This window comes from Paenibacillus sp. J31R34, assembly GCF_059383715.1.
Genome location: NZ_JBXENU010000003.1, coordinates 308,610 through 333,593, shown reverse-complemented (window position 1 = coordinate 333,593; position 24,984 = coordinate 308,610). Strand labels below are relative to the sequence as shown.

Here is a 24,984-nt window from a genome sequence, read left to right as displayed (position 1 = left end):
CGTATGAGCATAAATACGATAGCGAATAGCACGACCGAGCTTAAAGGATTTACACAAGAGGATTTCGATGTGTTTCAGCTTCAGGGACTAGCGGAGCGGATGGCGGGAATCCAAGAAAAAATCCAGCCTAAGTTTCACGCCATTGGCGAGCGCTTGCGCATCGAGCTTTCCGTGCAGGCAGGCGACGAAATGTTTTTGCACGTAGCAAAGCATGCCCGCCGCTCCGTAAATCCGCCTAAGGATACGTGGCTCGCGATTTGCAATAATAAGCGCGGGTATAAGGCGCATCCGCATTTTCAACTGGGCCTTTTTGACGATCATCTGTTTATATGGTTCGCCCTCATTTACGAGACGCCAAATAAATCCCGCATCGCCTCCGCTTACTTAAACGAGCTGGATGAGGTCATCGCGCAGGTTCCTTCCTCCTATGTCATTTCGCTGGATCATACGAAAAAGGAATCCGTGCCCGTCAGCGACATGACAAACGAGCAATGGAAGCATGCCCTCGTCCGCTTCCGCGACGTGAAGAAGTCAGAGCTGCTCATCGGCCAGCATATTGCGGCCGACGACCCGATTTTGCGCGATGGCGAAGCGCTTGTGAAGTTTGCCTCCTCAACCTATGAATCGCTGCTGCCGCTGTATCGCCGCTCGCTTGTGCAGGAATAAGACACATAAAATATCGCATACGCAAAAAGCCGCTGCCCTTGTATTTTGCAAGGTGCAGCGGCTTTTTTCCTATTCGCAGATATTTCGGACATGGGGGATGATGGCCTGATTAGTATGAGTTCGTTTATCGCTGATTATTTCGATAGCTTGCTTTTCAGCAGCCTTGCCAAGTAGTAGACAGCAACTCCAAGCAGCATGACGGGCAATACCTGCAGCCACGCCCAAATAGGAGTGTTGTCCACCCAGCCAGCGGTTACATTTTTCTGCAAATAGTCTACAGATGCATATTGTTCCATTATGTCAGGGACATAATGCTCCGTCATATACATGCCGCCGAGTATTTGCGCACCGTAATAAACAATGACAAAGGCAACTCCTGTCAGCAATGCGCGAAAAATCGTTTTTTTCATCTACTTCACCTCTCTTTGCATTCATATCCTCATATTACCATATATTTTTGCGGAAAATTAAATAGCTGTCCCCTTTGTTCTTCATATAAAACACAACACGAGGCATTCCTTGCTGATGCCCAAAGCGACTGAAACAAGCCTTTCCACTCCATCGTGATTATAGTATTATCACTATATAAGGGAGGAGAGTTAATTTATGGTGAAAAAACTGATCATCGGAGACGTCATGCATGAGCTGACTAATACGCGCCGAATACTGGAGCGCTTGCCCGAGCAGCATTTGATGTGGAAACCGCATGAAAAATCGATGACATTGGGAGGGCTCGTCACGCACCTGGTCAATCTGCTGAACTGGCAATTGGCTATTTTCCATTCTCCGGAATTCGATCTAGCGACCACGCCGTTTCGGCGGGAAGCTTTGGAAAGACGCGAGGACGTACTGGAGGAATTCGATACGAACGTCGTCAAGCTAGAAAAGCTGTTAGCCGATTGCGATGAGAAAACACTCGGGGAGGAATGGACCTTGCGCAGCGGCGACCATATCATTCTGCGCCAACCGCGGGCGCTTGCGCTTCGCACCTTCGGACTCAGCCATATGGTCCACCATCGGGCCCAGCTTGGGGTATATTACCGGCTGCTCGATATTCCGGTGCCTGCTCTCTACGGTGCATCAGCCGACGAAGAAGGCAAATGAATGTAGACTGAATGTAGACGCACCGAACAGTCGCGGGACATCGGTCACTTCTCATTTGCGTTTAGCCAAAAAGTCCCCTAAGAAATGAAAATAGAGCTGCCCGAAGGCAGCCCCAAATAGAGTTATTATGTTTGATCTGGATGTCGGTATTGTAGAAATCAGGCTTGCGCTACCGACTTCTTTTTATCCATTTGCCGGAATTGTACGAGCAGCAGCAGCGCTGCCAAACATAGAATGCCCCCTGATACATATGGAAGCCTTAAATCAAGCGTGAACAGGAACGTTCCTGCCAGCGGCCCCGCAATACGTCCCAAGCTGTCCATCGACGAGCTGAGCCCTGAGGCAACGCCCTGTCCAACCGTCGTCTTCTGAGTAATTAATGACGTTACACAAGGGCGAATGAGCGCATTGCCGATGCCGAATACGGCCAAGGAAAGTGTCGCCCACCAAAGCGAATGCGCAGCGAGCAGCATGAAAAAGCCGATGCTGGATATGACTAGGCCAATGGCAATGTATTTGCCCTCTTCTCCCGCCTTGATTCGTCTGCGCACGACACCGCCTTGAATTAACGCTCCAACAAAGCCGCAGACGAAAAATAAAATCCCCACCTGCAGCGGCGTTACATCAAAGCGCCTCATGCCGAAAAACTGCAACGTCGCTTCCAATCCTGCCAGCGTAAACGTGACGAAAAAAGCCAGTATGTACAAATATTTTAGCGGCCCGGTAAAAGCTTTCCAGCGCGACTCGCGGCGGCTTGACCCACTGCGGCGCTGCTCCGGTGCAAGCGACTCCTTGAGCTTGGCCCATGCGAGCACGAATGTAATCAGCGCAAGCGCAGAAGCTGCATAAAACGGCGTTTCCAGCGACACAAGGCTTAACAGCCCGCCAAAGCCAGGCCCAATCGTAAAGCCAAGGCCGATTGACATGCCGACCAGTCCCATGCCCTTGGTGCGTTCCTCAGGCGTTGTAATATCCGCTACGTAAGCAACAATAACCGAGGTTACCGCACCGGAAAACAAGCCTCCCAGCACACGGGATAAATACATCAGCGTCAAATTGCCCGACGACAAGCCGAATAAGACAAAGCTTAGAGCGAAGCCAAGTACGCCAATGAGAATGATAGGCCGTCTGCCGATTCGGTCAGACAAGCTTCCCCATACCGGAGAAAGCACAAACGATACAGCCGAATATACCGCGAGCATTAAGCCCGTATGCGCCTCCGCGCCAAGCGGATCTGCTGCTTTAATAATTTCGGGCATCACCGGGATAATAATCCCGAAGCCAATAAATGTTGTCATTAAGGTAGCCATTACAATTAACAAGCGTCTATCCATTAAGCTCATCCCCTCCACACGTTATGTTATCATAACTGGCTGTTTTCTGGTAATGAACAAATGGAGAACAAATAGGACAAGCAGCATTGCTCCGCTTACTAGAAATGGCGCCTGATGGCCGAAGGTATCCCACAGCTTGCCGGATAAAATCGTGCCCAGCACCATGCCAGAGCCTTCGATCGTCAGGAAGAAGCCCCATACCGCACCACGCTCCGCCTTCGGAATCGCTTGGGCAATTAAAGCATTCCAGGCTGGAATGATGCAGGCATAGCCAATGCCTACAATCGCCACAATAACAAGTACAAGCGGCAGCGAACGAGTGATGCCAAGCAGCGGCAGCGAGATGGCGGCGAGGAGAAACCCGACATGCAAAAACCATTTTGTCCCAACCCGGTCCACAAGCTTCCCTACCGGAATGAGTCCCAGCACCGTAATGGCGCCGCCAGCGATGAGAAACCAGCTGTACTGGGCGGGCGTCAGATGGAGCACCGAACGTGCGAACAGCGTTAAGATCGGTGTCAGCAGGCCAAGCGAGAAGTTCTGCACAAACATAGCCGGATAAAGCAGCTTGCTGGCATGAAGCGACTTGCCTACTTTGGCAAAATAACGGCTGGCGCGAACTTTGAAAGGCTCTCTGGCAGCATCATGCGAAGCCGTCTGTGACCCAGACTCTTCCGCTGCACCTGAACGCTGCTTCATGCGCCCGCGTCCGGGCAGAAACATCGTCGTCAGCACAACGACGATCATACCGCCAATGATGAGGCGGAAAGCTGCCGTATACGAGCTGGATAGCAAAAAATTAATCGCAATTGGCCCCGCGCCCACACCGACCAGCCAAGCAACATAGACAACACTCATCGCCCGGCCATTCGCTTCCTCTCCAGCCTCCTCTGTCGCCCCTGTAATGACGCACGGCCATAGTGGGGACGTCCCAATGCCAAGCAGCAGACAAGCGGCAACTATCCAGCTTGTATGATGGGCAAAAGCGACCAGTAATACGGCCGTAAAGGTCAGAACAATACCCGCGAGCATCACGGAGCGGTAGCCCAAACGGTCGATGAGCCAGCCAATCGGGCTGCGAAACAAATTATCGCCAATATATTGCAGCGCCAGTGCCCAGCCAATCGCGTAGGCTGATAAGCCAAGCACCGTTCCCATGTACACAGGCAGAATGGAAATGAGCAGCGCTCCCTTTACAAATTCAATAATAAACATAATGATCAGCAGTTGAATAATAAAAGGTGAGCGCCAAATAACGACGCCGGATGGCTTTTTGCCTGTACGTTCTTTCATTTAATATCGAGCCTCCGTTTCTGCCGCAAGCAAGCGTTTAAAAAAAAGCTTCTTGCATTCCGACTTGTTTTTGCTATACTCAACCTTGTTTGTATTTTAACTAGAGAGGCAGGGATGAAAGCGATGGATCATAACAAAACCCCGCTCTTCAGCGCATTACGCCGCCATGCGGAACAGAATCCAACCCAATTTCATATTCCAGGACATAAGAAAGGGTTAGGCAGCGATGCCGAATTTCGTGCATTTATCGGCGATAACGCGTTATCGATCGATTTAATAAATATAGCTCCGCTGGATGACCTGCATCAGCCTACCGGAGTTATTGAGGAAGCCCAGAAGCTTGCAGCCGATGCTTTCGGCGCAGATTATACTTATTTTTCCGTACAAGGTACGAGCGGTGCCATTATTACGATGATCATGAGCGTCTGCCTTCCCGGCGATAAAATCATCGTCCCGCGCAATGTGCATAAGTCCATTATGGCGGCAATTATTTTTGCAGGTGCCCGTCCGATCTTTATCTCACCCGTGCGTGACGAAAATCTCGGCATTGATCACGGCATTACGACACGCGCTGTCAAACGTGCGCTGGACAAGCATCCCGACTCTAAAGCCGTGCTTGTTATCAACCCGACGTATTACGGCGTATGTGCCGATCTGAAGGAAATCGTTGATCTGGTGCATACATTCGATATTCCTGTGCTGGTAGATGAAGCGCATGGCGTGCTCATTCATTTCAATGAAAAGCTTCCGATGTCCGCCATGCAGGCTGGCGCAGATATGGCAGCGACGAGCGTTCATAAGCTGGGCGGCTCCATGACGCAAAGCTCGGTGCTGAACGTACGCGGAGGCCGGGTTAATCCCCACCGTATTCAAACGATTATCAGCATGCTGACGACAACGTCGACGTCTTATATTTTGCTGTCGTCGCTCGATACGTCGCGCCGAAATTTGGCTCTAAACGGCCACAAGCTGGCTGAACAAGCGATCGAGCTGGCCGAGTATGCCCGCAAGAGCATCAATGAAATTCCCGGCTTGTACTGCTTTGGACGGGAAATATTAGGTGGAGAGGCTACCTTTGATCTCGACCCAACCAAGGTCGCTATTCATGTCCGCCATCTCGGCATTACCGGCTATGAGACGGAAAACTGGCTCCGTGACCATTTCAACCTCGAAATTGAAATGAGCGATATGTATAACATTCTTTGCCTTGTTACGCCGGGTGATACATCCGATTCAATAGAAAAATTGCTGGAGGCGCTGCGTGCGCTATCGAACAGCTTCCATGAAGGCGCCGAGGCTCGCGAGCTCGTTGTCAAAATCCCAGATATTCCACAGCTGTCTCTCTCGCCGCGCGATGCTTTCTATGGACAGACCGAGGTCGTTCCGTTCAAAGAGTCGGCCGGCCGGATTATTGCCGAATTTATTTATGTTTACCCGCCAGGCATCCCGATTCTACTCCCAGGCGAGGTTATTTCCCAGAAAAATATTGACTATATTGTGGAGCATGTTGAAGTTGGCCTCCCTGTTAAAGGTCCAGAGGACCGCAATGTTGAATTCGTTAAAGTAATTTTCGAGGAAACGGCTATTTCCTAATATTCGAACAAAAGACACCTGCTGTCCCAAGAGCATTCGCCCTTGGTGACGCAGGTGTCTTGTGCATGCACAGCTAAGGTGCATGATGACTTGCTAGGTCAGCGGAAAGAGAGGAAAACCTACTCTTCTTTTGCTGCGTTTTCTGTAACGGCGATTTCTTCATAAATCTTCGTTACGCGATCCCATTCTTCATCGTCTTCGATCCCAACGAGGTATGCCTCGTCGTTCTCTTCCTCGATGCGGAAAATAACGCCGTCTGCTTCAGGATCATTGCGATCCAGCAATACCGCATAAGCGTTGTTCTCGGATTCAAACGTATAAACCATGACCATTTCGCGTTCCTGGCCCTCATCGTCCGTTACAATAAATACACTTTCTTCATGTTCATGGTCTTCTCCGCAACCGCAATCTGCGCCATGATTATGCTCAGTCATTGTTTTACCCCATTTCAGTCAATTATCCATACCTGAGTATCGTACCATGAGACCTAGCAGCGGTCAAACGAAAAAGCCCGCATTTCCTCCACTTGGAAGAAACGCAGGCCGTCGCCGTTATTGCGAAGAAATCAGCTTCTCCGAGACGAGCGTCCAATCGTCGGATGAGCTCATTTTCAGGAAAAATCTCACCGCATATTTCCCCGAATACTCGAAATTATACTTCAAGTCTTCCGTCCGATACCAAAAGTTATCCTTCGTAATCTTATCGGTCTGCGTCTGAATGACCTTCTCGCTGCCATACGGATCAAATATGGATACTTTAACCGCGGCAATATCCGTCTTCAAATTGTCGACCTGCGACAATACGCTGAATGTATACGAGTTGCCCTTCGTCACATTGCCAAACAGCTTGCTATCCTGCATGAGTACAATATGTACATTCGGTCTCGTTAAGGTTGCCTTCTTATTCTGCCCATCCCAATTGACGATGGTTTGCAGGCTATTGGCTATTTCCCGAATCGGCAGGTAAGTCTTGCCATCCACCATAATGCCGCCTTCTTCAAGCTCGCTGCCATTCAGGAGAACCTTCACGGTCTGCGAGGCCGCATTGGCAATCATTAAGGTACTGCTGCATAAAAAAAGCGCCAGCAGCAAAATCGCTATTTTTCTGAATTTCATAGGTGAGTACCCTCCATCCGCTTTGTCTGGATATATGGTTATACTCTTCAAAATGAATAGAGTTGCGCTGTTACAGAAACTTTTTCAGCCCTGTACCAGCGCTATATGATGGCTCCAGCACAGGCTTGCGCTCTCCCTTTTTTCAGACCATCATTTACAGGGATTTAAGCTGCTTGCCCGTGCGAAAAAAAATGTAGAAATATGCGGTTGCCTGGGAAATATTCCGGTTAATGATAGGTGCGGGTGAGCACGCAAGGAACCCCTTTTCCAACTGCGCCCGGCTCGGACATTCGATCCAAATACGCGAGTCCCCTTGCACAAGGTGTCGGACACACTTCACAGACGGGGGATAGCACCAATTTATATTGGTACTGCTTCCGTTCACCTGACGGTTGTTTCTTCTTTACGTTTTTGCCTTTTCCTTTGCTCATTGCTGCTCTGTCCTCCCTGCCGGATCTTGCTCCTGCATTATATGTAGGTACCCGGCAAAGGGTATCTCTATTTGTCAGTTTGCCAATCATTTGATACATTAAATGTAGCGAGATGATTTCGAAGACGGGGGTGTTCCATTGCATATACAAATGATCGGAACAGGGAGTGCTTTTGCCAAGAAATATGATAATAACAATGCGCTAATTGAGGTGCCAGGGTTTAAATTGCTGGTCGATTGCGGCATTACGCTGCCCAAAGCGCTGCATGAGACGAATCTTTCATTCGATGAGCTGGATGCGGTGCTGATCAGCCATATTCATGGCGACCATGTGGGCGGGCTGGAGGAATATGCTTTTCAAATGATGTTCCTTTACGGGAAAAAACCCGTGCTGTACATCGCCTCCTCGCTAGTGGAGCCGCTGTGGGAGCAGACGCTGCGCGGCGGGCTGACGCAAGGACCATTGCAATCGATTGATGATTTCTTTGAAGTGAGACGGCTCGAAGAAGGCGCCCAGCATGAGCTGCATGCAGGGTTGACGGTAAAGCTGCTTAAGACCGAACATATTGCCTTGAAAGACAGCTATTCGTTTATTTTCAATCAGCACTTCTTCTATTCGGCAGATATGAAGTTCAGCCCGTCTTTGCTGGAGCAGCTTGTGGAGGATGGCGTGGATACGATTTTTCACGACTGCCAGCTGATTGCGCCAGGTGTTGTACATGCCTGTCTCGACGAGCTGCTAACACTGCCGGAGCCGCTGCAGGAGAAGGTATGGCTCATGCATTATGGAGATACGATGGAAAATTACATAGGACATACAGGGAAAATGCGGTTTGTACAGCAGCGTGAGATTTATACGGTGTAGATGTGAGTCTGATAAATGAACAACATCCATTGCAAAAAGAGCCTGACGTTTTTTCGCGTCAGGCTCTTTCTCTGCTGGCTATGCTCAGATCGGGCTCTCTGCTTAAAACAGCGGGAGCTGGTCCAAATTGTTCGTAGGGTCGCCGTCTGCGTCGCCACGGATGTACGTTTCGCCATCTCTACCTTTGAAAGCATTCACGCCAGCGATTTGCCCTGCCTGCACCTCTTGCAGCGCCGTCTGGTAATCCAGTACACGGCCCGATGACGTTTTAAAGCTCGTCAGATCCCCGTCACCATTTTTCTGTACCGCTACAATTTGCTCTCTTTCCCCATTGCTCCATTCGTTCGCGCTCATATCAAGCTCGCCTCCTTCGTATTGTGAGCGGCAATTACCGCTCGCCACTCGGCATTCAATCGATAGGATGCGTAGCTTTTGAGAATTCTATGCGGGATGGATTATACGCAGAAAAAACTTGAAGCAGACAGTCTTGAATTACCTTCAATTTTCTAACCATATCGCATTTAAACCATTGAGGAAAGAGCCAGTCATCGATTAGACATCGACAACTGGCTGCTTAGTTAGGTAATACATTACCGCCTAATATTCATTCACTTCAAAAATAGTATTTTATCAAGGGTTTCTTTTGTGTGCACTTGTGTTCGCCACTATTTCAAAAGCTCTTTCGGTGTCTCTGGTTGATTGACGTAAAGAAAGCTTGCTGTTCTTACTGAAAGAACAGCCGCTCCGTCCAGTAATGTAGCCAATTTATATACTAGATTTTTTAGCATGAGTACTCACCACCTTAGCCAGAATTAACGTAACGCACTGCACTAACAATGTTATTGCAATTATAGACGATTCTATCCATAAATTGCTACATATAATTACAGCTGATATCAGTTTTAGTAACGGGTAGAAGCGCCTAGAAATACGCGACTGTTTCTCGATGTCTGACGGTGCGAATAACAGTGCAAGCAGCAGATTAATTGAATTGATTACCAACAGCGTTCCACTCGAAAATGTTGGGGTGAATGACAGCGCCGTCGCCACCCCAATCGATACCACGACACACATCGTTCCCGATTTAAGATGTAACCCTCCCGATGCCTGCCTAAGTACAGCAAACGAGATAAGAGCCGCTAATACACCGCCCAGCTTGCCTGTGAATAACGCTATGAGCAGCGCCCCTGAAATAATAAATAGAGCGTTTAAGATTAATGACAAAGCGTACTGGAGTCGCGCTTCCGAAGCTGGATGCTCTGGAACAATGGTCTTAATGCTTATTGCCAGTCTTCTCGAAAAAGTTTCCAACATTGGACCTGACCTCCTTCAGGTACGAATAAACAAAGAAAAATAACGCAGTTGCAAAATAATAAACGATATTAAGAATCTCGCTGCGCTGATGCAGGATGAAACCAAATCCTATTAAGATCGCAATTATAAAACCTCCGACTACACGCCGTTCATGCGGAAAGCGCATTTTCTCAGAAATTTCCTCCACAAAACCTATTCTAAGCCTGTTTAAGCACCAAGCTATAGATAAATTAATACAGGCTGTGAACATCTGTAGCAAATATCCCATATATGGCTGTGCTTTTATCTCTGCTAATGAAAAGAACGGAAATGTGTTTACAATTGCGCCCTGAATCATGGCAAAAATAAAATAGCCCAATCCGGTAATAATCAACGATGCAAAAAACGGAATCTTTTTAATAACACTCAGGAATATTACGAATATGAAAATATTAATGACTGGAACTATACTTTCAAGCGAAAGCTCCTCCCTCAAAAAATAACTCTGCAGGCTCGATAGCGTTATGACGATAAAAGCAGAGTAAAAGCTGGAAGTATCATGACTGTAAATCTTTAGCATCAGAAAGAGAATGCCAAAACCCTCGATAATTGAAAAAAGCATAAATAATACAAACTCTATCATTATTTTCTCCCTTTATCTTTTAATCCATCATTGCATGGGGACATGCTGAATGCAATACAGAATTTGATGCTAAATGAATAGCTTCCCAGTAAATGTACACTCTAAATTAAAACAACAAGGAGTGTTATATATGCATACCGTCTGGAAAGGCGCAATTAGCTTCGGGTTGGTTCATGTCCCCGTTAAAATGCACTCGGCCACGGAGGATAGGGACATATCATTTCGCAGCTTACACAAGGATTGTGGCATGCCAATTAATTATGCGAAAACATGTCGCCATTGTAATAAGGAAATTGGCCCTGACGAAATTGTGAAGGGTTTCGAGTATGAAAAAGATAAATATGTGATTGTTAAAGAGGAAGAGTTGGAGGCAATCAAGCCAAATTCCGCCAAGACCATACAGATTTTAGATTTTGTAGACCTCGCTGAAATTGATCCCGTTTATTATCAAAAAGCATATTACCTTTCTCCCGACATGGCGGGCGCTGGCGCGTATAGCCTGCTGCTAGAGGCGATTCGACAAACAGGCAAAATAGGTATAGCCAAAATATCTATTCGCTCCAAAGACAGTCTTGCAGCGGTTCGGGTAGTCGGGAACTGCTTGTGTTTGGAGACGATGTTCTTTCCCGATGAAATTCGTGCTATCAGCCAGGTTCCAAGCCTACCCGCACAAACAGCTGTGAATGAAAAGGAACTCGATATGGCTAAGTTGCTGATTGAGCAGCTCAGCGAGCCCTTTGACGCTGCTAAATATACGGATGACTACCGCATCGCGCTTACCGAGCTGATACAGCAAAAAATAGCCGGTCAAAGTGTTGACGTTGTATCCGCTCCAGCAGCTTCAGGACGAACCAATGTCATTGATTTGATGGCCGCGCTGCAGGCCAGCTTGGATGCAACAAAGAGCGCGACACCGCCTGCGCCGGCTCCTAAGAAAAAACGCGCCTCCAAAGCAAAAGGAACTGCATCATGATGCAATTGCAGCTTCCTGCCGTTCCTATGGCTCCTATAACATCTCCTGATATACCGAGCGGCCCTGAATGGTGCTATCAGATAAAATGGGATGGCGTTCGTACTTTGGTTCGTTTAGACGGAAAAGGAGGGGTAGAACTGTTTGGGCGGCGTTTAGAGCCGCGTAATCACACTTTTCCAGAAATCGTGTCCTTATTAGAACCCATACGTGTAGGGCCTTGCATTTTGGATGGCGAGATCGCTTATTTTGATGGTATACGCCCAAACTTTCAAAGAGCCAAGCTCGGGGTCCGAAAACGAGCCCATGAGGATGGCCTTATATTTGTAATGTTTGACATGCTCAACTCAAATGGTGAGGATATACGAAAGCTCCCTTTTAAACAACGTTTTGAGAAGTTACAAGCTTCCTTCCCTAAGAAAACGCCACGTCTATTTGTAACTGATTTGCACTTCGATGGACAGCAGCTTTGGAAATGGCTTAATGATCGTGAATGGGAAGGAATTATCTCAAAAAGATTAGATGGCCCATATATGGAAGGAAAGAAACATCAATATTGGTTTAAAAAGCGAAAAGAAGTCCGGTTAGTTGCAGACGTCGTCGGCATTAAACAGCGTGACGGACAGGTATCAAGCCTGGTCCTACGATATGAAGGCAGATACATCGGGCATGTGTCAGGGCTGGACAATGCCTCTAAGCAGGTACTGAAGCAATTTATGATGGAGCATCCGGGTGAATGCCCTTTCCCCGACCTTTCTAATGGCATGAAAAAATCTGACGTCGTTTGGATTGCTTCTCCCTTCAACTGCCGGGTAAGTGCGCTCGAATTTACGGAATCCGGCCTATTAAGACAACCTAGATTACTTGGGTTTGGAGATGGCGAATGAAAAAGGCAATAAGTTCAAGCCCGTGGATGCTCAAGCCGGTTTGTCCCCATCCGCTTTTCACTGACAGTACGCAAAAAAATCCTGAAACCCTTATATAAAGGATTTCAGGATTTTTAATTGTATGATCTGTAGTGGGCTCGAACCACTGACCCCTACCCTGTCAAGATAGTGCTCTCCCAGCTGAGCTAACAGATCGTATATTAGCGACGTTTATTAATATACCAAGTTCGGGCGGAAAAGTCAACCATTTTACTACTACTTTTTTGGGATTTCAAACAAAAAGCTTCGTCCTCCTACAAATCGGAGAATGAAGCTTTTTATTTTCCCTATTATTTTCAACCTACTTTTAATTTCAGCTTGGGAATTGGACATTTCCCGGAACAATATAAGCTCCTGACGTACCGTTTGCCGGAAGCGCGGGTATCGTATCCAGAACAGCCTGACCGCGAATATCAGTTATTCGCACCTGCAGCGGGCTTGTACCCATATTCGTGCCCAAAAAATGATTATAGTCCATCTTCTCCAGATTGATCCATGCGCCAGCCTTCTTATACTCCATTTTCATGACCGGATAAAAATGATTGCGCACTTGAATCGCCGCCCACCACTGGCTGCTGCCTTCCTTCACCCGATATGAAAAATTGCCAGTTATCGGTGCTTTCACAACTTTCCACGATATATGAATTGTGCCTGCTGACATTTCCCCAATTTTAGCAAAAGCGTTTGGCGACAAGTCCAGCGCTCCCGGAGCGCCTTCTGGGTACAGATCGGTGACATAGACTACCGTTTTGCCTTTAGGCCCCGTAACCTCCAAATAAGCGCCAGCAAGCGCTGCTTTGACCCCATTGTAATTCATGTCGGCCTTATTTAACGCCGTTATTTCCATATTCGGATTAATCGGGTCCAGCAGCACCGCACCTCCAGAATATCCTGAGCCTGTATAAGTCGCATAGCTTGTCCGCACATCATTCCAAGCGGCAAATGCCTGCACCGCAGGGTACAAAACGAACATCGCAAGACAAATGATTCCAAACTTGACTGCACCGTGCTTTTTCTTCATGACTGAAACCTCCTCCACATTTTGGAAACCCTAAATCTTCCAGTAGAGTCCATTCTAAGTGGTGAGGAGGTAGGTTTGCTATCACTTTTGATACTTCTTTTCTTGCATTTTGATGACATTAGCCAACAATTACACACTTTATTCGCCAAAAAAATAGAAGCACCCGCCACTTTGACTAGCTTGCGTTGTTATTCACCTTCATTATATCCATAAAAGGGATTTTGGTAATTTCTTCGCCTTTCGCTACGTGCACCAGCCTCGTTCGGGAATCCATTTTCACAATTAGCCCCGACACAGGTTCTTCCCAGTTCCACACCTCAAAAAGCAGCTCAATCCCTTCTTGATACGCTTCAACCAGACGCTCTCCGAGTTCCTCTAATTCAAACTCATCCCTTGTCGGGCGTTTTGGTTTCTTTGCCATTGCCTCCGTCTCCATTCTATGTTTTAGTACATGACCTTTGCTGTCATCCATGCCTTTTTTAACCCATCTTTAAATCATACCCTTTCTTTAAAGCATTTGTCATGGAGATTATGAAATTAGGCAAAAAAACATCCCCCTGCCATAAGCCTGGCAAGGGGACGCTTCTTCTCTATTTTTAACTTAAAATGCATGGTTAAGGAAATGACTGATGCGGTCAGGATCGAGCTAAGCCACTTATATTAGTACATACAGGAGCAAATGATGATGACCAATAGAATGAACAGTACTAGAATAGCGCCTGGGCTTGTGAAAGCACCGCCTACTTTATTTCCGCAGCCACCGTATCCTGGACCTACTCCTACATTTCCTACTTCATATCCCATTTCGTTGCTCATCTCCTTTTTTTAAGGTACACAGCATCATATGGTCAAACGCTTAAAAGGGTTGGGCTTTCGGGCAAAATGGGTATTCGCCTCGCAAGACAGGCGCTACCCCTTCATTTTAATTTTCCGTTTACAATACGTTCATTCCCAGATAATCAAACAGGTGCATACTGATTTTAAGCAGGAGGTGATTTGCCCATGTATTATGATGAAGATCGCGTACCGTTTGATGCGCCAGATGAAGTCGTTGTCAAAGAGGAGAAAAAAGAATAATGCAGCGCCAAGGCTTCCCGGACACAATGGGAGCTTTTTTTATTTTATTTTCAGCTTCGTTTCAGTGCGGCTTCAGATGGTTAATCCATACTAGCAACATACTCCCTTTTAATATACAGTTGGGTCCGCTTGAATAGCGGGCCATTTTTTTGAAATATAGGAAAGGATATGATTTCGCCATCCATTCTCTATATGCCAAAGGACGGCTTTCGGCCGTTTCACCTTGCCTATTTTCAGAAAAAATCTGCTGGATGGCCGGCAAATTAAATGTTAATGTTGTTATCAGTTGGCATTCATTTTATTTTAAGGTTGGCTGCCTATACTAATCACATGACCCCCCACTATTTATATAGTATAACCTTGACGACCTGCCTTCCGGCGGGTTCTTTTTTTGCTCAAGGATGCGTTATTGGCGGTCTAAATGATAAAAAAACAGGATTAAGGTAAAAATCAGCTTCGTTTCATTTCTTTTTAAGGTACGAGGCGCATACTGACGTTACTCTCTTTTCGACATATATTGTTGTGACTCGCAGCGATGCGGGTTATTTTTTTTGCCTACTTGTATTCATCCCTCCGCCATGCCTGCCGATAATAAAGGTGGAGGTGGTGAATAATGGATATAGCAGCATTATCAACGTCACTTAGTCAAGCATCACTCGGCACGGCCGTATCGATTAGCATGCTGGATATGGGTCAAGAGCAGATGCAGGTGCAGGCGCAAGGGCTTATCAAAATGATGGAGCTCAGTGTCAATCCAAATGTCGGCAGCCTACTAGATATTAAGGTATAGTCACAGGCAAGCGTGGAGCGGGAAGGTCAATCCTTCCCGTTTTTTTCATGCCGTACAGAAAAAACATGCTTGCTCATTAGCCTAAATGCGAACAAATGAATTGTTTTTGCTTCGTTCTGCAACAATAAAAGAAATAGCAACGTCTGGAATCATATAAGGCAGCAAAAAATATAAAGAGGTGACTGGAAATGAAGAAAAAACCACTACTATTAACCCTTATCTTGACCATGATGATGCTGACAATCGGACAAAGCGCTTGGGCGTTCAACGATGTCAAAAACGAACCGAATGCCAAAAAAATTGAAGCGCTCCAGCAGCAGGGCATTATTACCGGTGACAAAAACGGAAATTTCCGTCCGCAGGGCAATCTGACTTATGCGGAAGGCATCTCCATGATTGTCAAAGGACTGGAGCTTAACTTTGATCATATTCGTTTTATTAAGCAGCCGCTGGCAGCCGACTATTATACGAATATTAAAGATGACAAATGGTACTCCCAAGCTTTCATCATCGCCCATTTCTACGATCTGGGTGTAGCTAAAGATGTGAAAGCAAATGACGTGATGACTCGTGAGCAATTCGCTCAGCATTTGTTCAAAGCGATTGATCACAAAGTGACTTATGCGATGATTGAAATGTACGTGATGCTTAATGATGAGGCTGATGTAAATCCAGACTTCATGGGCAATATTCAAAAGCTGCTCCTCAGCAAAATCGCAACGCTCGATGCAAAGCAAAATTTTTACCCAACCGCTTCGATCAAACGTGGTGACGCTGCAGCATGGCTGCATGATGGCATTGCTTTTATGAAGAAAATGAAAGAAAATGAAGCACCTGTTAGCCAACCAGAGCCATCTGATAACCCCTTCACGGATGCGAGACTAACGGTTACAGCCGTTAATGCGGAAGTCAATAAAGTGACGGTAACAGCAACGGTGCCTCACCCAGGATATGGCATTCAAATTTCCGGCATCACGTTTGATGGTGACCAAGCTACTATTAAGCTAGAGCGCACGGAGCCTAAACCAGATCAAATGTATCCTCAAGTTATTACAGAAGTACAGGTTACGACGTATGTGGATGCCAAATTCAAGCCCGTCCTTCCAGCAGCCTCTGTTGCCTTTCAAGGCAGCTCCACTGCTGCTCCTGCGGGCAGCAATACGTCTGTCGCTTCCTAATATCATGACGGACTCCAACTAAAGCCATTATGAAAAAGCCGCTGAACAACGCGTAAGCAACTACGCGTGTTCAGCGGCTTTTTGGTTTTTACAATATGCACCAGCTGCCCGGTCAGGGGCATAGCGCTTGCCTAGCTTGAAGAACTATAATGCCGGGATGCTCCAATCGATTTCACGCTCTCCCAGCTCTTGCAAATAAGCATTCGCCTGTGAGAACGGCTTGCTGCCGAAAAATCCGCCACGAGCTGACAATGGGCTAGGATGCACGGAGGTAATGATTTTATGCTTGCCCGTGTCAATGAGCTCCAGCTTCTTCTGCGCGGGATTTCCCCATAAAATGAATACGACTGGACGCTCGCGTTCATTAAGCGCGGTAATGATGCGGTCGGTGAAGGTTTCCCAGCCCTTTTTCTTATGCGAGTTAGCTGCCGCCGCTTCCACTGTCAGCACCGTATTAAGCAGCAATACCCCCTGCTCAGCCCACGCCCGCAGCGAGCCATGGGTTGGAATGATACAGCCTAAGTCTGCATGAAGCTCCTTGTAAATGTTGCCGAGCGACCTTGGCACAGCTACTCCCGGCTGCACGGAAAAGCTCAGGCCATGAGCCTGGCCAACTCCATGATAAGGGTCCTGGCCTAAAATAACGACGCGCGTTCCTTCATAAGAGGTGTAGTTAAGCGCATTAAACACATCCTCCTGCTTCGGATATACGGTTTTCGTGCTGTATTGCTCCGTCAAGAAAGCTTCCAGCTTCTTGAAATAAGGCTGTTCAAATTCAGATTGCAGCCTATCTGCCCAATCATTGTTCAACTGCTGAAACACCGCGAAGTCCCCTCTCTATGTACAACATTATTTTCGTCCAAAATCGGCTTTAATTTCTCCCCATTCCTCGGTGTTCCATTTGAGCACCTTGTTCGGATAGGTGTTCGTCTTCAGCCATTTCTCCGCTTCATCGGTCAGTGCCCAAATTTTCGCTGTAGAGGCGTCTCTTACGAGCGTTGAAGCAACCTTCTTATTACGCAGCCAGCTTAGCGCTGTCCTAGAGTCGCTGTACACCGTTCTCGCGCTGCCCTTCTGCTTCAAATAAGCGAGTGCGTGCACAACAGCGATGAATTCTCCGATATTGTTTGTCCCATTTGGAATCGGTCCGACATAAAATAAAATTTCGCCCGTCTGTGTATCGACGCCCTTGTATTCCACCGGACCCGGATTGCCCCGCGTACCGACATCTACAGATATGCTGTCATAGTCGATTTCTCCGGACTCCTGCGGCTTGGAAGCCGTCTTCTTAAAACCACCCGAGCTGCTGCTTGCTCCGCCCGTCGTGCTCTTCCCCTTGCCCCAGTGGCTGCGCCAGCCTTCCTTGAAGGCGGTATCCGCCAGCGCCTTGGATTCAAAGGATTTATATTTCGCATCCTGAACGCCGTTCACCTGCTCCTGGCATTCCTTCCATGTTGCGAATACGCCTGCTTGCTTGCCTACCCATACGACATAATATTTTGATTTCGCCATTAGCGTGTTCTTACCACCTTTACCAAACGTCCATTCCTCTATTAAATCGAAAAATGCAGCTCCTGTCCACCCGAACGACAGAATTAAACAAGCGTAAATGGCTGAAGCCGTCCTCTAACGGCAAAGCTACCGTTTCGCGGGTGGGATATAAGCCCATTTATAAGTATGAAGCTTATAAATGCTTATATTTTGCAAAAGAGCGACCAGCAGCGCTGATCGCTCTTCCTTAATGAGTAGTTCCTTAATGAGTAGCTCCTTAGTCCCGACTAGCACCAAGGAAACGCAGTATAAACAGAAACAGATTGACGAAATCAAGATAAATGCTCACGACGATCATTGGAATGTCCTCATCGCTAAAGCCTTGGCGAGTAAGACGCGAGAAGTCAAACAGCGTCCAACCGATGAAAATCAAAATGCCGAAGCCGGATACCATCAGCTCTGTCGTTCCCGAGAACGGAAGGAATAAGCCAACGAGCGTCATGAGTACAAGCACAATGGTTGAAGCGAACAAGAAGCCGCCAAGGAATGAAAAATCCTGCTTCGACTTAATCGCATAAAGCGCCGTGCCGCCAAAAGCGAGTATCGCAACGCCAAGGCCCTGCAATACCAGCGAAGCGCCAAGGATGCTAATGTAGCTAACAATGACGAAATACATCGTCAGGCCAGAGACGAACATAAAGCTGTACATCAGCGTGTAGCCGATCGATTTCTTTTTCCGTAAAAAGAGCAATGCAATCAGCAAACCGATTTCCACAATATACAGCGGCATAGCTAGTACAGGTGGAACGACCTGACCGATCAAGAAGCCGACAAGCGATACGATCAGGGAAAGAAATAAGACCCGAAAAACTTTCGGCAGTAACAGCTGCGACGAATGAATCGTATACATAAAACAAGCTCCTTTAATAGTAAATTTAGTTTATTCTATTATCTAGTTTACACCAATTCCCTCAATAATAACACTCTATGTAAGCATAGCTTTTCAAAAGGTTATGCTGTTTATCGACTGAATATTTACAGATATAAGAAATAAGCCACCAGATCACAGTGATCGGCGGCTTATTCTCATTTGCAAATGAAAAGATTAGGAATGCTGCCCGTGATACATCATGGGCTGAGTTTGCTGGCCGCCAGCCGGCATCTCGGAATATGTCTTTTGACACATCATATTAGAAATTCGCGGAATGTATACCATTTCTCCTGCATTCAATTGAGCCGGGTTAATATGGGGATTGGCTTCCTCCATTATTGCATGAGGGACATTATATTTGTGACAAACTGCCGCCAGCGTCTCACCATGCTGAGCCTGGTGCTGGGCATATATCATGTCGTCCGAGCTGCCTTCTCTAATAAAAGGGAACAAAAATGGTGAGAAAAAGAAAAACGGGAACAGAACACGGTTAGGAAAAAAGGGATGCGGGAACGGACGAAAGAAAGGACGACCGAACCCACCACCAAAGCCACCACCAGGAATAAATGCACGATCCATAATAATACCTCCGTTTGATATAGTCATTTGTCTATATAGCGTATTATTTTGGGCGCCATTGGTGACAACTATTTTTGAAAATTGGACGAATGGGTGTTAGCTTGACAGCTCCAGCCACTGTTCCAAACGCTGATCCAGCCCCGCTTGCAGCTCTTCCCGCTCCCTCCATTTCTTTTCAAGATTTGCCGTATCGCCCATATGCTCGATTTGTTCCAGCTCTGCATCTGCTATCGCAATTTCGGCTTCAAGCTTTGCAATCTCCCGCTCGACATGCTCAAGTTCTGTCTTGTACCTTAACGCACTCGAATGGGTTGCTGTATTTGCCTGCTGTGTTTTCTGCTTATTAGCGGGTGCTTCGGCATCAGCAGCAGTACTTCTATTCGAGCGCTTCTTCTCCATGCCTGCGCCACTGGCTGCTCCTTGCGTTCCTTTTACGGTTGAGTTTGCTTGAAGCCGTTCCTCCCGCTTTGCCTTAAAATCATCATAGTTGCCTATATAAGTGGCGACCTTTCCTTGTCCCAGCTCCCACACCCGCTTCGCCAAGCGATTGATGAAATAGCGGTCATGCGAGATCGCAAGCACCGTGCCCGGGAATTCCTCCAACGCCTCCTCCAGCGCCTCGCGCGATGCCACATCCAGATGGTTGGTCGGCTCATCGAGCAGCAGCAGATTTGGCTTGCGTCTTACAAGCAGCGCGAGCCGCAGCCGTGACCACTCTCCACCGGAAAGCGCTGCGAGCGGCTTGAATACGTCCGCCCCATAAAATAAATATTTGGCCAGCACATTCCGTGCTTCGCCTTCCTCCAAGCCGCCCTCCAGACGGAAATGCTCCAGCACGGTTTGCTTATTGCCCTTTAACGGCTCCTGCTGCGCCAAATACCCGATTTCCAATCGTGTTCCCTGCTCCACTTGCCCACTGTCAGGTTCCATCTCGCCTAGCAGCAGCTTGAACAGCGTCGTTTTTCCGGAGCCGTTATCGCCAAGCAGCACGACTTTCTCGCCATATAGCAGACCGCCCTCTGCCTCCTGTAAAATCATTCGTTCCCCGAACTGCTTCGTCAAACCTTCAAACGAAATGACATTGCGTCCAGAACGGTCAAGCGGCGACAGCTCAAACTCAGCTGTATTCCGCTCTAAAACCGGGCGCTTTACCGTTTCTATTCGCTCTAGCGCCTTACGGATCGACGCCGCACGCTTGAAAAACTTCCCGTTGCCGCCGATGCGGCCCCATTCTTCCAACTGGCGAATCGTTTCTTTCATTTTTCGAATGACTTTCTGCTGCTCTTGGAACTGGGCAAATTGCTGGAGCAGCAGCTCCTCCTTCTCTTTCAGATAACCGCTATAGTTGCACAGATAGGTATGGGCTTCGCCATCCTCCAGCTCAATCATTTTTGTACCGACGGTATCGAGAAAGTAGCGGTCATGCGATACGATCACACAAGCGCCTTCATAGTGCTGAATGAACTGCTCCAGCCATTCAATTCCTTTGAGATCGAGATGATTTGTCGGCTCATCCAGGAGCAGCAAGGCTGGACGTACAACGAGCTGTGAAGCTAGAACAATACGAGTTTTCTCGCCGCCCGACAAGCTTCCGAAGCTCCGCTGATCGTAGCTGCGATCAATGCGCAGGCCGCTAGCAACCTGATCAATCGCCGTATCCATGTCGTAGCCGCCGCCTTGCTCGAATTTTTCCTGTGCAACAGCGTATATTTTCAGCAGCCTCTCCATTTTCACAGGGTCATTTGCCGCTTCTTCCCCCGCCATCTCTCGCTCGAGCTCCGACATTTCCTGCCTGCAGGCCATCAGCTCGCGAAAGCCGTAAGCCATCACCTCATATACGGTAAGCGATTCAAACGCCGCTGGAATTTGCGGCAAGTAGCCGATTAGCAAATCCCTTTTCACAGTCAGCAGCCCATCATCGACCTGCTCATGTCCGGCAATCAGCCGAAGCAGCGTCGATTTGCCACTGCCGTTGCGGCCAATGAGCCCTACCTTCTCTCCCTCCTGAAGCTGAAGCGTTATGCCATCCAGCACCAGATTTGCCGCGTGGTATTTTTTTATTTGTTGTACATTTACAATGATCATTTGAAGAGCCTCCTATTTGATGAGGAAGACCCTAGCTTGAAAACACAAGGTGAAACGGCTGTCGTCATCCTCTGACGGCGCAGCGCGTTTCATTCCGAGAATTATAGAGAAAGGATAGAAACATCACAAACTTTTCTATAATTCAAAAAGAGCCGCAGCAACAAGCCCGCGACCCTTCGAATAGCAAAGCAATCCGTTGTGGTTAAGGTAGGCGTCTTCTCGCGAATGGTATATCCGTATGATTAAAAATGGACAGACTGATCCCGTTCGCGGAAAATGCATGCATAATGCCAGCCATAGCAATCGGCAGCTGGCTAATTCGGTTATTGACCCATTCGTGATTCACCTACCTCACCTCCCTTTACGTTAGTGTTTCTAATTTAACATATTTTGTGGTGCTATGGCAATCTAAAAAATAGATTAAACGTTTGTTTCACCGAAGAAATGTATCTTCTTAAACTATCCTCCGTCTCTTGCCCATCAGGGTTTTTTATGCGCGATTTAATCTTTGCCACTTCCCAAGCAAACATAAAAAATTTAATTATAATCATAATCCTGCATCGTAAAAACAATTCATGCATGATAAAATAACATTGTTATTTTTTATGAGGAGCTGAGAACAATCACATTAAGCAAAGCAGAAATGACCGAAACACGGCTGCTCGCCTTTGCCAAAGCAGAGTTTATGGAGAATGGATTCGCAGGCGCAAATATGCGCACGATCGCCCAGAAGGCGGGAATGACTACAGGCGCCATTTACCGCTATTTTCCCGATAAAAACGCGCTGTTCGCCGCTTTAGTCAGCCCTACTGCTGATGAGATCAAACAGCATTTCGAGAAGCTGGCGCACTTCCAAATGAGGATGCTGGAGCAACATAACAAAATAGAGGAATTTGCAGAGTCTAGCGATGGCTTGCTTCAAGTCGTAGACTTCATTTTCAACCGGTTCGAGGTGTTTGATTTATTAATCAATCGTTCAGCCGGCTCTGCGTGGGAGCATTATATCGATTCCTTAATCGAGCTCGACCTTACCTCTACCCAAGCCTACCTTGAAAAAATGGTGCAAAGGAAGCTGCTGGCACAAAGCCCTCCGCCTCGCCATCTTGCTATTCTTGTTAAGCAAAGCTATAAGCAGGTGCTGGAAATCGTAGCTTCGCAAATGAGCCGCGAGGAAGCGCTGGAATATATGCAGCTGTTGATTCCTTTTTTATATGCGGGATGGAGTACGGTTCTAGGAAAAAATACATAAGAGGAGGAAAACAACATGAACCGCTTCGCGATCGGACATGTCTTAATCAAAACTAGGCAGCTTCAGCTGGCTGTGAAAAACTTTCAACAGCTCGGTTTCACCGTAACCTACCGCACTGATCCTTCCAAAACACATAATGCACTTATTTATTTGCAGGATGGCTCTTTTCTTGAGCTGTTCAATCCCAAGCCCATTAATCTTCCAGATCAGCTGCTTCGAACTGTTTTTCAGCTGCTTCGTCCTCTCCATCCAGCCATGGTTAATCGTTTCCTCTATTATTTGAATAGTCAGGAAGGCTTAAATGATTATGCGCTGGATAGCGTTCAGCCAGAGCAGGCCGAGGCGAATGTGCGAGAAATCAGTCAGACTGGTGCCAGGCTCGGCAAAACGATCAAAAAGAGTAAAACCTTGCCTGATGGACGCAAGCAAACCTGGTGGCTGGCCGTTCCCAAGGAACCTCGTTTGCCTTTTCTAATGAGTGCGTATGATCCAGAACTAGCGTGTACAGAGCAAGAAATCACACATAACAATGGCGCGCTCGGTATAGATAGGCTGGTCATTGATGTGCCCGACCTCGAACACTGGATTGGAAGCTATAAGCTTATTTTTGCGGGAGCCGAACTTTCAAGGAAGGGGCAGCAATGCTCGTTTATTTTGGGCAAAAAGCATACCGTCGTGCTCCGGCTGGCTAAGCAGCATCGGCTGGCAGAAATTCACTTAATAACGTCGATTCCGTTAAAAAATGAGCTTCGGCTCCAGCCGGATTTGTCCCATGGTGCGGCAATTATTATGAAGTCGGTATAAGTGGACGGAGTATCTTCCCTTAGTCAGCAGCTCCGCTGCCTTTGGATTTCCACTCCAATTCCGGAGTTTGCTGCTTTAGCTTGTACAGCTCATTCAATCGTTCAATGAAAAATGCCTGAATACTTTCGATATGATCATCTGTTGATAAAAATTGCAGCAGGCTCTTGTCGTAATGAATCATTGACCATGCGGTGTGATCGTCGATATCTTGCGATGACCAGCCTTCATTTTTCTCTAAAAAACTTTTCATAGCTTTTATAAAGGCTGGTCGATTAGGGCATTTAGGATTCACCTGAAACATAATAGAAATAATCGGATAATCCTCTTCCGACTGATGAAATCCATAATTAATTGCACTGAAATTTCCTTGGTCATTTTGTTTCATATAGCGATATTCTTCCTTCAATTGTACAAACCGGTTTGTCCATGAGGTCGAGCGGTTAAAAAGCTTAGTTATGGTATGCTCCACTGGACCGTCCAGACATGCGTCCATCATTCGAACGATTCGCTCCATGTTTTGAATCGCATACATATCCTGTGGCAGAAAACGCCTGCTGTCATTCAACCCAATCTCCTCCATATACTCTAAAATCATATCAATAAGCTCGCTGCGCTGCGTTTGCAGCCAGTTATAAACTTGAAACCAACGGAGTTGATGAAAGGTCGCCTGATTGCCATTTTGTAAAATATCCGTCTCTCGCTTGGGGTCGTAAGCTTTCGTTATGTAAATGAGATGCGTGCTGCAGCCATCAGCCTCATAATTGCGCAAATGATCTGCATAACGCTTCAACTGCTGATCTCCCTCACCTGTGCCTAGCTTATTCTCGATAAAAATAATATGAGATTGTTTGCCCTCTGCAAAACGGATCATCATGTCAGGCCTGCTATCGGTTACATGGTCGATCTGCTTCCCATATGTTTTCTGAGTAGTGATTTCATGAATATTCGTTGAAGCTACATTAATCGTCGTAAGATAATTCAGAAAATCTTGCAGCATTCCTTCTTTTTCAAACACTTCCGCAAAAATCTCTGTAAAATAATCCTCCTGCTGATTGCGATCTTTGCTGCTCAGCAAGTGATAAAGCCGCTTAAATAATGTGCTCATTGCTGTTTCCCATCATTTAGCTTCGCTATGTCTGTTTGTCCAAGGAGATAATCGATGCTTACGCTGTAAAGTCTCGTTAATTTATACATTTTCATCACCCAACGCCATCATATTGTATACCATTACTTATTCCAAAATAAAAAACCGCTCCAGCGGAAGCGATTTAACAAATAGCTATATCACGTATATTACGGCATTATTCCTCTGTGTCAATTATATCAATAATTTCACGAATATCTCTTATGTTCAGTGCTTCCGCAATTCGCTCGATATGGGCAAAGCTAATACTTTCACGCTTTCCATTAGCCAGTTCGCTTAATGCGGCATGACGAACATCAGATAAACGCGACAATTCACGGAGGGAGATTTTACGACCCTTGGTTAACTTCTCTATTTTCACAACTACTCTCTTAGCCATTCTAAATCACCATCATCCTATAAA

31 protein-coding genes and 1 tRNA gene are annotated in these 24,984 nt (G+C 46.9%); 10 read left to right on the top strand and 22 right to left on the bottom strand.

Annotated elements, in window-relative coordinates; translation table 11 throughout:
• Positions 1–3 precede the first annotated feature (3 nt).
• On the top strand, positions 4–666 hold the full coding sequence (locus AC50YG_RS10885) for a DUF1054 domain-containing protein (protein ID WP_494826765.1): 663 nt from the start codon (positions 4–6) through the stop codon (positions 664–666).
• Positions 667–800: 134 nt separating this feature from the next.
• Here AC50YG_RS10885 and AC50YG_RS10880 read toward each other — a convergent pair whose 3' ends face one another.
• On the bottom strand, positions 801–1,076 hold the full coding sequence (locus AC50YG_RS10880; RefSeq protein WP_494826763.1) for a hypothetical protein: 276 nt from the start codon (positions 1,074–1,076) through the stop codon (positions 801–803).
• 196 nt (positions 1,077–1,272) lie between these two features.
• On the opposite strand from AC50YG_RS10880, the gene AC50YG_RS10875 reads away from it, so the two are divergent.
• Positions 1,273–1,770, top strand: coding sequence for a DinB family protein (locus AC50YG_RS10875; RefSeq protein WP_494826761.1), 498 nt, complete (start codon positions 1,273–1,275; stop codon positions 1,768–1,770).
• 158 nt (positions 1,771–1,928) lie between these two features.
• Here the strand turns inward: AC50YG_RS10875 and AC50YG_RS10870 are convergent, their stop codons facing one another.
• A complete protein-coding gene (locus tag AC50YG_RS10870) occupies positions 1,929–3,104 on the bottom strand; it encodes an MFS transporter (RefSeq protein WP_473759505.1) in 1,176 nt (391 codons plus the stop codon).
• 21 nt (positions 3,105–3,125) lie between these two features.
• Positions 3,126–4,397: an MFS transporter gene (locus AC50YG_RS10865; protein WP_494826759.1), complete on the bottom strand. Its 1,272-nt coding sequence runs from the start codon at positions 4,395–4,397 to the stop codon at positions 3,126–3,128.
• A 123-nt stretch (positions 4,398–4,520) separates the two neighbouring features.
• On the opposite strand from AC50YG_RS10865, the gene AC50YG_RS10860 reads away from it, so the two are divergent.
• Positions 4,521–5,990 (top strand): aminotransferase class I/II-fold pyridoxal phosphate-dependent enzyme, encoded by a 1,470-nt coding sequence (locus AC50YG_RS10860; protein WP_494826757.1) that lies wholly within the window; start codon positions 4,521–4,523, stop codon positions 5,988–5,990.
• Between the two features lie 119 nt (positions 5,991–6,109).
• Here AC50YG_RS10860 and AC50YG_RS10855 read toward each other — a convergent pair whose 3' ends face one another.
• The 3 genes from AC50YG_RS10855 to AC50YG_RS10845 all read right to left on the bottom strand — a co-directional run bounded on the left by AC50YG_RS10855 (position 6,110) and on the right by AC50YG_RS10845 (position 7,536).
• A complete protein-coding gene (locus tag AC50YG_RS10855; RefSeq protein WP_341282289.1) occupies positions 6,110–6,424 on the bottom strand; it encodes a DUF1292 domain-containing protein in 315 nt (104 codons plus the stop codon).
• Between the two features lie 117 nt (positions 6,425–6,541).
• The gene (locus AC50YG_RS10850) at positions 6,542–7,105 is read right to left on the bottom strand and encodes a stalk domain-containing protein (protein ID WP_473759509.1); all 564 of its coding nucleotides are present in this window, start codon (positions 7,103–7,105) and stop codon (positions 6,542–6,544) included.
• Between the two features lie 227 nt (positions 7,106–7,332).
• On the bottom strand, positions 7,333–7,536 hold the full coding sequence (locus AC50YG_RS10845; RefSeq protein ID WP_341282287.1) for a hypothetical protein: 204 nt from the start codon (positions 7,534–7,536) through the stop codon (positions 7,333–7,335).
• 138 nt (positions 7,537–7,674) lie between these two features.
• On the opposite strand from AC50YG_RS10845, the gene AC50YG_RS10840 reads away from it, so the two are divergent.
• Positions 7,675–8,400 carry an MBL fold metallo-hydrolase gene (locus AC50YG_RS10840; RefSeq protein WP_494826754.1) on the top strand — a complete coding sequence of 242 codons (726 nt, stop codon included), beginning with the start codon at positions 7,675–7,677 and terminating at the stop codon, positions 8,398–8,400.
• Positions 8,401–8,502: 102 nt separating this feature from the next.
• On the opposite strand, the gene AC50YG_RS10835 is transcribed toward AC50YG_RS10840, so the two are convergent.
• The 4 genes from AC50YG_RS10835 to AC50YG_RS10820 all read right to left on the bottom strand — a co-directional run bounded on the left by AC50YG_RS10835 (position 8,503) and on the right by AC50YG_RS10820 (position 10,336).
• A complete protein-coding gene (locus tag AC50YG_RS10835) occupies positions 8,503–8,754 on the bottom strand; it encodes a DUF3892 domain-containing protein (RefSeq protein ID WP_473759513.1) in 252 nt (83 codons plus the stop codon).
• Between the two features lie 311 nt (positions 8,755–9,065).
• Complete coding sequence (locus AC50YG_RS10830) at positions 9,066–9,188, bottom strand: cyclic lactone autoinducer peptide (protein WP_341282284.1); 123 nt, start codon at positions 9,186–9,188, stop codon at positions 9,066–9,068.
• Positions 9,166–9,714 (bottom strand): accessory gene regulator ArgB-like protein, encoded by a 549-nt coding sequence (locus tag AC50YG_RS10825; RefSeq protein ID WP_494826752.1) that lies wholly within the window; start codon positions 9,712–9,714, stop codon positions 9,166–9,168. Before AC50YG_RS10825 ends, AC50YG_RS10830 begins: the two co-directional genes overlap by 23 nt.
• A complete protein-coding gene (locus AC50YG_RS10820; RefSeq protein WP_494826750.1) occupies positions 9,674–10,336 on the bottom strand; it encodes a hypothetical protein in 663 nt (220 codons plus the stop codon). The genes AC50YG_RS10825 and AC50YG_RS10820 overlap by 41 nt, the downstream gene beginning before the upstream one ends.
• 130 nt (positions 10,337–10,466) lie before the next feature.
• Between AC50YG_RS10820 and ku the strand changes: the two genes are divergently transcribed.
• Complete coding sequence (gene ku / locus AC50YG_RS10815) at positions 10,467–11,309, top strand: non-homologous end joining protein Ku (RefSeq protein WP_494826748.1); 843 nt, start codon at positions 10,467–10,469, stop codon at positions 11,307–11,309.
• Positions 11,306–12,193: an ATP-dependent DNA ligase gene (locus AC50YG_RS10810; RefSeq protein ID WP_494826745.1), complete on the top strand. Its 888-nt coding sequence runs from the start codon at positions 11,306–11,308 to the stop codon at positions 12,191–12,193. The genes ku and AC50YG_RS10810 overlap by 4 nt, the downstream gene beginning before the upstream one ends.
• A 122-nt stretch (positions 12,194–12,315) precedes the next feature.
• On the opposite strand, the gene AC50YG_RS10805 is transcribed toward AC50YG_RS10810, so the two are convergent.
• From AC50YG_RS10805 to AC50YG_RS10790, 4 genes are all read right to left on the bottom strand, one after another.
• Positions 12,316–12,388 (bottom strand) — tRNA-Val (locus tag AC50YG_RS10805).
• 157 nt (positions 12,389–12,545) lie between these two features.
• Positions 12,546–13,205, bottom strand: coding sequence for an expansin ExlX (gene exlX / locus AC50YG_RS10800; protein WP_473760223.1), 660 nt, complete (start codon positions 13,203–13,205; stop codon positions 12,546–12,548).
• Positions 13,206–13,428: 223 nt separating this feature from the next.
• Positions 13,429–13,674, bottom strand: a complete 246-nt coding sequence (locus AC50YG_RS10795; RefSeq protein ID WP_341282276.1) for a YolD-like family protein — start codon at positions 13,672–13,674, stop codon at positions 13,429–13,431.
• Positions 13,675–13,913: 239 nt separating this feature from the next.
• Positions 13,914–14,057, bottom strand: coding sequence for a hypothetical protein (locus AC50YG_RS10790; RefSeq protein ID WP_341282275.1), 144 nt, complete (start codon positions 14,055–14,057; stop codon positions 13,914–13,916).
• An 886-nt stretch (positions 14,058–14,943) separates the two neighbouring features.
• On the opposite strand from AC50YG_RS10790, the gene AC50YG_RS10785 reads away from it, so the two are divergent.
• Both AC50YG_RS10785 and AC50YG_RS10780 read left to right on the top strand, forming a co-directional pair.
• The gene (locus AC50YG_RS10785; protein WP_338555730.1) at positions 14,944–15,120 is read left to right on the top strand and encodes a YjfB family protein; all 177 of its coding nucleotides are present in this window, start codon (positions 14,944–14,946) and stop codon (positions 15,118–15,120) included.
• 188 nt (positions 15,121–15,308) lie between these two features.
• Positions 15,309–16,298: an S-layer homology domain-containing protein gene (locus AC50YG_RS10780; RefSeq protein ID WP_494826741.1), complete on the top strand. Its 990-nt coding sequence runs from the start codon at positions 15,309–15,311 to the stop codon at positions 16,296–16,298.
• A 144-nt stretch (positions 16,299–16,442) separates the two neighbouring features.
• Here the strand turns inward: AC50YG_RS10780 and AC50YG_RS10775 are convergent, their stop codons facing one another.
• The 6 genes from AC50YG_RS10775 to AC50YG_RS10750 all read right to left on the bottom strand — a co-directional run bounded on the left by AC50YG_RS10775 (position 16,443) and on the right by AC50YG_RS10750 (position 21,730).
• On the bottom strand, positions 16,443–17,120 hold the full coding sequence (locus tag AC50YG_RS10775) for a uracil-DNA glycosylase (RefSeq protein ID WP_494826740.1): 678 nt from the start codon (positions 17,118–17,120) through the stop codon (positions 16,443–16,445).
• Between the two features lie 27 nt (positions 17,121–17,147).
• The gene (gene rnhA, locus AC50YG_RS10770; RefSeq protein WP_494826738.1) at positions 17,148–17,810 is read right to left on the bottom strand and encodes a ribonuclease H; all 663 of its coding nucleotides are present in this window, start codon (positions 17,808–17,810) and stop codon (positions 17,148–17,150) included.
• Positions 17,811–18,066: 256 nt separating this feature from the next.
• A complete protein-coding gene (locus AC50YG_RS10765; protein WP_494826736.1) occupies positions 18,067–18,699 on the bottom strand; it encodes a Bax inhibitor-1/YccA family protein in 633 nt (210 codons plus the stop codon).
• A gap of 195 nt (positions 18,700–18,894) precedes the next feature.
• Complete coding sequence (locus AC50YG_RS10760; protein WP_473759533.1) at positions 18,895–19,299, bottom strand: LysM peptidoglycan-binding domain-containing protein; 405 nt, start codon at positions 19,297–19,299, stop codon at positions 18,895–18,897.
• Positions 19,300–19,395: 96 nt separating this feature from the next.
• Positions 19,396–21,384 (bottom strand): ribosomal protection-like ABC-F family protein, encoded by a 1,989-nt coding sequence (abc-f, locus tag AC50YG_RS10755; RefSeq protein ID WP_494826733.1) that lies wholly within the window; start codon positions 21,382–21,384, stop codon positions 19,396–19,398.
• Between the two features lie 202 nt (positions 21,385–21,586).
• A complete protein-coding gene (locus tag AC50YG_RS10750; protein WP_338555723.1) occupies positions 21,587–21,730 on the bottom strand; it encodes an RAxF-45 family protein in 144 nt (47 codons plus the stop codon).
• A gap of 297 nt (positions 21,731–22,027) precedes the next feature.
• Here AC50YG_RS10750 and AC50YG_RS10745 point away from each other — a divergent pair, with 297 nt between their 5' ends.
• Complete coding sequence (locus tag AC50YG_RS10745) at positions 22,028–22,633, top strand: TetR/AcrR family transcriptional regulator (protein WP_494826731.1); 606 nt, start codon at positions 22,028–22,030, stop codon at positions 22,631–22,633.
• Between the two features lie 15 nt (positions 22,634–22,648).
• Positions 22,649–23,437 carry a VOC family protein gene (locus tag AC50YG_RS10740; RefSeq protein WP_494826729.1) on the top strand — a complete coding sequence of 263 codons (789 nt, stop codon included), beginning with the start codon at positions 22,649–22,651 and terminating at the stop codon, positions 23,435–23,437.
• A gap of 19 nt (positions 23,438–23,456) precedes the next feature.
• Here AC50YG_RS10740 and AC50YG_RS10735 read toward each other — a convergent pair whose 3' ends face one another.
• On the bottom strand, positions 23,457–24,542 hold the full coding sequence (locus AC50YG_RS10735) for a PD-(D/E)XK nuclease family protein (RefSeq protein WP_494826727.1): 1,086 nt from the start codon (positions 24,540–24,542) through the stop codon (positions 23,457–23,459).
• A gap of 196 nt (positions 24,543–24,738) precedes the next feature.
• On the bottom strand, positions 24,739–24,960 hold the full coding sequence (locus tag AC50YG_RS10730; RefSeq protein ID WP_430154302.1) for a helix-turn-helix domain-containing protein: 222 nt from the start codon (positions 24,958–24,960) through the stop codon (positions 24,739–24,741).
• Positions 24,961–24,984 lie beyond the last annotated feature (24 nt).

Coding starts and splice junctions, on each gene's coding strand:
- AC50YG_RS10885 (WP_494826765.1), top strand. CDS start 4: ATGAGCATAAATACGATAGCGAATAGCACGACCGAGCTTAAAGGATTT.
- AC50YG_RS10880 (WP_494826763.1), bottom strand. CDS start 1,076: ATGAAAAAAACGATTTTTCGCGCATTGCTGACAGGAGTTGCCTTTGTC.
- AC50YG_RS10875 (WP_494826761.1), top strand. CDS start 1,273: ATGGTGAAAAAACTGATCATCGGAGACGTCATGCATGAGCTGACTAAT.
- AC50YG_RS10870 (WP_473759505.1), bottom strand. CDS start 3,104: ATGGATAGACGCTTGTTAATTGTAATGGCTACCTTAATGACAACATTT.
- AC50YG_RS10865 (WP_494826759.1), bottom strand. CDS start 4,397: ATGAAAGAACGTACAGGCAAAAAGCCATCCGGCGTCGTTATTTGGCGC.
- AC50YG_RS10860 (WP_494826757.1), top strand. CDS start 4,521: ATGGATCATAACAAAACCCCGCTCTTCAGCGCATTACGCCGCCATGCG.
- AC50YG_RS10855 (WP_341282289.1), bottom strand. CDS start 6,424: ATGACTGAGCATAATCATGGCGCAGATTGCGGTTGCGGAGAAGACCAT.
- AC50YG_RS10850 (WP_473759509.1), bottom strand. CDS start 7,105: ATGAAATTCAGAAAAATAGCGATTTTGCTGCTGGCGCTTTTTTTATGC.
- AC50YG_RS10845 (WP_341282287.1), bottom strand. CDS start 7,536: ATGAGCAAAGGAAAAGGCAAAAACGTAAAGAAGAAACAACCGTCAGGT.
- AC50YG_RS10835 (WP_473759513.1), bottom strand. CDS start 8,754: ATGAGCGCGAACGAATGGAGCAATGGGGAAAGAGAGCAAATTGTAGCG.
- AC50YG_RS10830 (WP_341282284.1), bottom strand. CDS start 9,188: ATGCTAAAAAATCTAGTATATAAATTGGCTACATTACTGGACGGAGCG.
- AC50YG_RS10825 (WP_494826752.1), bottom strand. CDS start 9,714: ATGTTGGAAACTTTTTCGAGAAGACTGGCAATAAGCATTAAGACCATT.
- AC50YG_RS10820 (WP_494826750.1), bottom strand. CDS start 10,336: ATGATAGAGTTTGTATTATTTATGCTTTTTTCAATTATCGAGGGTTTT.
- ku (WP_494826748.1), top strand. CDS start 10,467: ATGCATACCGTCTGGAAAGGCGCAATTAGCTTCGGGTTGGTTCATGTC.
- AC50YG_RS10810 (WP_494826745.1), top strand. CDS start 11,306: ATGATGCAATTGCAGCTTCCTGCCGTTCCTATGGCTCCTATAACATCT.
- exlX (WP_473760223.1), bottom strand. CDS start 13,205: ATGTTCGTTTTGTACCCTGCGGTGCAGGCATTTGCCGCTTGGAATGAT.
- AC50YG_RS10795 (WP_341282276.1), bottom strand. CDS start 13,674: ATGGCAAAGAAACCAAAACGCCCGACAAGGGATGAGTTTGAATTAGAG.
- AC50YG_RS10790 (WP_341282275.1), bottom strand. CDS start 14,057: ATGGGATATGAAGTAGGAAATGTAGGAGTAGGTCCAGGATACGGTGGC.
- AC50YG_RS10785 (WP_338555730.1), top strand. CDS start 14,944: ATGGATATAGCAGCATTATCAACGTCACTTAGTCAAGCATCACTCGGC.
- AC50YG_RS10780 (WP_494826741.1), top strand. CDS start 15,309: ATGAAGAAAAAACCACTACTATTAACCCTTATCTTGACCATGATGATG.
- rnhA (WP_494826738.1), bottom strand. CDS start 17,810: ATGGCGAAATCAAAATATTATGTCGTATGGGTAGGCAAGCAAGCAGGC.
- AC50YG_RS10765 (WP_494826736.1), bottom strand. CDS start 18,699: ATGTATACGATTCATTCGTCGCAGCTGTTACTGCCGAAAGTTTTTCGG.
- AC50YG_RS10760 (WP_473759533.1), bottom strand. CDS start 19,299: ATGGATCGTGCATTTATTCCTGGTGGTGGCTTTGGTGGTGGGTTCGGT.
- abc-f (WP_494826733.1), bottom strand. CDS start 21,384: ATGATCATTGTAAATGTACAACAAATAAAAAAATACCACGCGGCAAAT.
- AC50YG_RS10745 (WP_494826731.1), top strand. CDS start 22,028: ATGACCGAAACACGGCTGCTCGCCTTTGCCAAAGCAGAGTTTATGGAG.
- AC50YG_RS10740 (WP_494826729.1), top strand. CDS start 22,649: ATGAACCGCTTCGCGATCGGACATGTCTTAATCAAAACTAGGCAGCTT.
- AC50YG_RS10735 (WP_494826727.1), bottom strand. CDS start 24,542: ATGAGCACATTATTTAAGCGGCTTTATCACTTGCTGAGCAGCAAAGAT.
- AC50YG_RS10730 (WP_430154302.1), bottom strand. CDS start 24,960: ATGGCTAAGAGAGTAGTTGTGAAAATAGAGAAGTTAACCAAGGGTCGT.